General features: G+C 72.5%; 4 protein-coding genes and 1 pseudogene. 3 read left to right on the top strand and 2 right to left on the bottom strand.

Annotation, left to right across the window (positions count from 1 at the left end; all coding sequences use genetic code 11):
* On the top strand, positions 1 to 971 hold a 971-nt coding region (locus AN218_RS31005), incomplete at its 5' end, for an oxygenase MpaB family protein (RefSeq protein WP_244900873.1).
* A gap of 97 nt (positions 972 to 1,068) precedes the next feature.
* On the top strand, positions 1,069 to 1,854 hold the full coding sequence (locus AN218_RS31000) for a VOC family protein (protein ID WP_070020354.1): 786 nt from the start codon (positions 1,069 to 1,071) through the stop codon (positions 1,852 to 1,854).
* A gap of 176 nt (positions 1,855 to 2,030) precedes the next feature.
* Here AN218_RS31000 and AN218_RS30995 read toward each other — a convergent pair whose 3' ends face one another.
* Complete coding sequence (locus AN218_RS30995; protein ID WP_070020353.1) at positions 2,031 to 3,530, bottom strand: M1 family metallopeptidase; 1,500 nt, start codon at positions 3,528 to 3,530, stop codon at positions 2,031 to 2,033.
* 132 nt (positions 3,531 to 3,662) lie between these two features.
* Positions 3,663 to 4,568 (bottom strand): FAD-dependent oxidoreductase, encoded by a 906-nt coding sequence (locus AN218_RS30990; protein ID WP_070020352.1) that lies wholly within the window; start codon positions 4,566 to 4,568, stop codon positions 3,663 to 3,665.
* A gap of 161 nt (positions 4,569 to 4,729) precedes the next feature.
* On the opposite strand from AN218_RS30990, the pseudogene AN218_RS30985 reads away from it, so the two are divergent.
* Positions 4,730 to 5,074 (top strand): annotated as a pseudogene (locus AN218_RS30985) (hypothetical protein); the annotation flags it as partial.

The raw sequence follows: 5,074 nt of genomic DNA, 5'->3' as shown, positions 1-5,074 counted from the left end.
CCCCGCGCCCGCCGCACGAGGAGCCCGCGCCGCCACCGCCCGGCGGCCTGCTGTGGCAGGCGGCCGGCGAGGTGCGCACGCTGCTGTCCCTCCCCTCGGCCCTGGTGATGCAGGTCGCCCACCCCGCCGTCGGCGCCGGAGTCGACGAGTACTCCGTCTTCCGCACCGACCCGTGGGGCCGCGCCGAACGCTCCCTCGCCAGCGTCCAGCTCTGGGTGTACGGGGGCGCCGAAGGCGTCGAGGAGGGACGACGGCTGCGCCGGCTGCACCGCGGCATCCAGGGCGTCGACGCGCACGGCCGCGAATACCACGCCCTGGCCCCGGCCAACTACGCCTGGGTGCACGCCACCGGCTTCCCCGTCTACCGGTACGCGCGGCTGCGCCTGGGCCCCCGCCCGTACACCCCGCAGGAGGAGCGGCGGCTGTACGCGGAGTGGCTTCAGGTCGGGCGCCTGCTCGGTCTGCGGGACCGTGACATGCCGCAGAGCGTCGAGGAGTTCTGGCCGTACTACCGGCGCGTCCTGGACGGGGAGCTGGAGCACACCGCCGTGGTCGGCGAACTGGTCGACGTCCGGCGGCCGGTGCCGCCGCCCGACCGGGGACCGCGGGCCCTGCGCGTGGTGCTGCGCACGGTGTGGCCCGTACTGTGGCCCGCCGCCGCGCGCCTCCAGCGCTTCCTCACCGTCGGCTTGATGCCGCCCGACGCCCGCGAGGCCCTCGGTCTGCCGTGGACGCCCCGCCAGGAGCGGCGGATGCGGACGCTGGGACGCGTGGTGCGCACGCTCTTCCCGCTGCTGCCGGAGCGGCTGCGGTATCTGCCGCCCGCCTACCGGGCCCGCCGTGCGTACCGCGAGCGGCTGCGCGCGGAGTCGGGACGTACGGGGGTCCTGCGCGGGGGAGCACGGGGCAGCGGGACACCGCGTACGCGGGGCCGGCGCCCGCCGGGACGGGCCGTGGGCGGAGGCGGGTGAATTCGGCGGCGAGCGCGCCGGGGGGCGGCGTGGCGGGCCCGGCGGGAACCTCCGGCTCGGCACAGTGACCGGCACCGAGTCCCGACAAGGAGCTGGCATGCCCGAGGTAACTGACAGGTACGAGCCCGGCGTTCCGTGCTGGGTCGACGTGATGGTCCCCGACCAGCAGGCGGCCCTCGACTTCTACAAGGATCTCTTCGGCTGGCAGGGCGAGGTCGGGCCGCCGGAGACCGGCGGCTACTCGGTCTGCACCCTGCACGGCAAGCCCGTCGCGGGTGTCATGGCCGCCATGGCCCCCGACGGCGGGCCGACCCCGCCGCCCGCCTGGACGATGTATCTGGCGACGGAGGACACCGACGCCGCCGCGCACCGCATCGGTGAGAACGGCGGCACCGTCATGGTGCCCGGCATGGACGTGATGGATCTGGGGCGGATGGCCGTCGCCAAGGACCCGACGGGCGCGGTCTTCGGGCTGTGGCAGGCGAAGGACTTCGTCGGCGCACAGGTGGTCAACGAGCACGGGGCCGTGATCTGGAGCGAACTGAACACCTCCGACCCGGAGACCGCCGAGCCCTTCTACCGCAACCTCGGCATCGAGACGGCACCCATGGAGGGCGCTCCCGGCTACAACGCGCTCACCGTCGGCGGCCGTACGGTCGGCGGCGCCCAGGGCCTGGAGAACTCGCCGCCCGGAACGCCCTCGCACTGGCTGACGTACTTCGCGGTCGACGACACGGACAGCACCGTCGACGCCCTCGTACGGGCGGACGGCTCGGTGCTCGTGCCGCCCTTCGACATGATGGCGGGACGGATGGCCGTGGTGCAGGACCCGCAGGGTGCGGTCTTCGCGGTCATCAGGCCCGTACCGCCGGGGACGGCCTGACGGCCTGACGGCCCGTATGTCTCCGTACGCAGTCCTGCGCAGCCGTACGTACCTGAACGGACCGGCAGGGCGCCCGCGCACACGCAGCGGCCCGGCTCCCGGAGCAAACCGCTCCAGGGGCCGGGCCGTTGGGCTGTCACCGTGCGCCGTGAGGCAGCGGTGGCGGCGTGCGCCGCTCAGTGGTGGCGGTGCGCCCCGTGCACCGCCTGGATCTCCTCCCACGACTCCGGCGGTGCGCTCTTGCCCTTGCCCGCACGGGACGTCGCGCCGAACGCCGGGTCGGTGGGCTTGGCGGACGTGCGCAGCCAGGTGTCGAAGAGCGCGCCGAGCTTCTTGCCCGAGACCTTCTCGGCGTACTTCTCGAAGTCCTCGACGCGTGCGTTGCCGCCCTCGTGCTGTGCGGGCCACCCCTTGAGGATCTTGAAGAAGGGCTTGTCGCCGATCTTGTTGCGCAGCGCCTGGAGGGCCAGCGCGCCACGGTCGTAGACCGCGTCGTGGAACTGGTTCTTCGCGCCCGGGTCGGCCGGGGCGACCGTCCAGAACTCGTCGTCGGCCGGGTGGGAGTCGTAGACCTCGTCGGCGATCTCCTGCGCCGTGCCCTCGTCCTCCTTCTCCGACCACAGCCACGACGCGTAGCTGGCGAAGCCCTCGTTGAGCCAGATGTCGCGCCACTTGGCGACCGAGACACTGTCCCCGTACCACTGGTGCGCCAACTCGTGCACGACGACGGAGACGTCCGTGCCCTCCTTGAAGCGCGTGTTGCCGTAGAAGGGCCGCGTCTGCGTCTCCAGCGCGAAGTGGGCGTCGCTGGCGGGCACATAGCCGCCGACGGAGCTGAAGGGGTACGTGCCGAAGACGCTCTGGAGCCAGTCGGTGATCTCGGCCGTACGCTCGATGCTCGCCCGCGCCGAGCCGTCCTCCGCGCCCAACTCCCTGCTGTAGGCGTTGATCACGGGGATGCCGCTGTCCGTACGGCCCTTCGTGACGTCGAACTTCCCGACCGCCAGCGTCGCCAGATACGTCGCCTGCGGCTTGTCGGAACGCCAGGCGGTGCGGACCCAGCCCTTGCCGGCGGGCTCCTCCGAGACGATGTCGCCGTTGCTGATGCTCTTGTAGCCCTTGGGCACGGCCACGCTGACGTCGTATGTCGCCTTGTCGCTGGGGTGGTCGTTGCTCGGGAACCACCACCAGGCCGACTCCGGCTCGTTGGCGGCGACCGCGCCGTCGGGCGTGCGCTGCCACGAGGTGAAGCCGTCGACCTCGACCTCGGACGGCACGTCCTTGTAGCGCACGACGACGCTGAACTGCTCGCCGTCGGCGATCGGTTCGGCCGGGGTGACCTCCAACTCGTGCGCGCCGGTGGCCTTCGCCTCGGCCTTGCGGCCGCCGACCCGGACCTCCTGCACGTCGAGCGCGAAGTCCAGGTTGAAGCGGCTGAGATCCTGTGTGGCCTTGGCGAGCACGGTGGCCGTACCGGTCAACTCGTCGGTCTTCGGCTGGTACTTCAGGCGCAGATCGTAGTGGGAGGCGTCATAGCCGCCGTTGCCGTAGTCCGGGTAGTAGGAGTCTCCCGCCCCGGGTGCGCCGGGCGACGGTCCGGCATCGGCGGCCGATGCCGGGACCGTCAGCGTGAGGGCGGTCACCACCGCGCCCGTAACGATGAGTCTTTGCCGCACGAGACCTCCAACTCCCTTGGCATTCGCGAGACGTTCGCGAGATGTGCGAAGTGGGCAGTCGCAGCGTAGATACTGTGCCCGCCCGCCGGTACCGCTTCGCGGGCGTCTACACATGAATGCCATCCGGCCGCATCACTGTGCGTTCAGCAGCGAGAGGGCCCGGCGCGCACACCCCCAGGAGACGGTGACGCCCGCGCCGCCGTGCCCGTAGTTGTGCACGCACAGCGCTCCGCCGGGCAGCCGCTCCGCCTCCAGCCGTACGCGCGGCCGGTACGGGCGCAGTCCCACCCGTACTTCGGTGATCCGCGCCTCGGCGATCGCGGGGTGCACCCGGGCGCAGCGCTCCACGATGGCCCGGGTGAGGGCGGGGTCGGGCGCGGTCTCCTCCGCGTCCTCGTCGGCGGTGCCGCCCAGCAACAGGCCGTAGGGCTGCGGCAGTACGTACGTGGTCTCGGCCGCGCCCGCCTCCGAGGAGAGATACCACTCCTCGACGCCCGGGTTCTCCACGACGACGATCTGGCCCCGTACCGCCCGCAGTCGGGCGTCCCCGGCCAGTTCGCGCGCCCCGAGTCCGGCGCAGTCGATCACCACGGGCGCCTCCGCCGCCGCCTCGGCCAGCGAGGAGACCTCACGCCGCTCGACGGTGCCGCCCGCCGCCGCCAACCGCCCCCGCAGATACGGGAGATAGGCGAGCATGTCGACGATCGGGGTACGCGGCGGCGACCCGATCAGCGAGAGCCACTCCGGCGGCACCGTGCCGGCCGCGCCGCCCTCCAGGGTGCCGCGCACCAGCCGCACTCCGGTGAGCGCCGGCTGCTCGGCGAGCCACGCGAAGTTGCGGAAGGAACGCACCGCCCACTCCAGCGCCTCGCGTTGCGGCTCGATGCGGTAGGGCCAGCACAGTCCGCCGGAGATCCCCGACGCCGTCCGCGCGTCGTCGTCGCGGCTCCACACCCGTACGTCCGTGCCGCGTTCGGCGAGCAGCACGGCGGTCGTCAGCCCGCTCACACCGCCGCCCACGACGATCGCTCCGTTCATGCCGTGACGTTATCCCGCCGCCGCGAAGGGGCACTGTCCGACCGTGAGCAGGTGCCCGAGGAAGCGTGTGCGTACACGTTCCGGACGCAAAACACTCACCTCCTGCACATCCCCGTGAAGAACTCTTACGTCGCGCACATTCTGCGGGCAGAATCCCCGCCATGTCCCGTGCAGCCGCCACCGAACTCCTCGACAGCATCGAGCCGCTCGCGTACCCGCAGCGCACCCGGCAGATCGCCGCGCACGCACGGGAGTGCGACCAGGAGGAGCTGACGGCTCTGCTGGAGGGCCTGGAGGAGTACGGGATCTACGGGCAGCGGACCGGGGTGATCGCCGCGTGCGCCGCCCAGGAGACCGCCTACCTCAGCTCCCGCCTCGCGCACGCCGACCCCTTCGTGCGCGGCCACGCCCAGCGCGCCGCCGCCGCGCGCTCCTCCGCGATCGGCGACGACGCGCTGTGGGTCGCGCTGCACGACGCGCCCGCCGCCGTACGGGCCCAGCTCACC

Origin of the sequence: Streptomyces nanshensis (assembly GCF_001751255.1) — a bacterium.
Classification (GTDB): domain Bacteria; phylum Actinomycetota; class Actinomycetes; order Streptomycetales; family Streptomycetaceae; genus Streptomyces; species Streptomyces nanshensis_A.
Note: the sequence above shows the minus strand (reverse complement) of the source record. Positions and strands in the feature narration are given on the sequence as shown.

Bases quoted from the DNA above. Each gene is read 5' to 3' on its own strand.
- AN218_RS31000 (WP_070020354.1), top strand. From the start codon at position 1,069: ATGCCCGAGGTAACTGACAGGTACGAGCCCGGCGTTCCGTGCTGGGTC.
- AN218_RS30990 (WP_070020352.1), bottom strand. From the start codon at position 4,568: ATGAACGGAGCGATCGTCGTGGGCGGCGGTGTGAGCGGGCTGACGACC.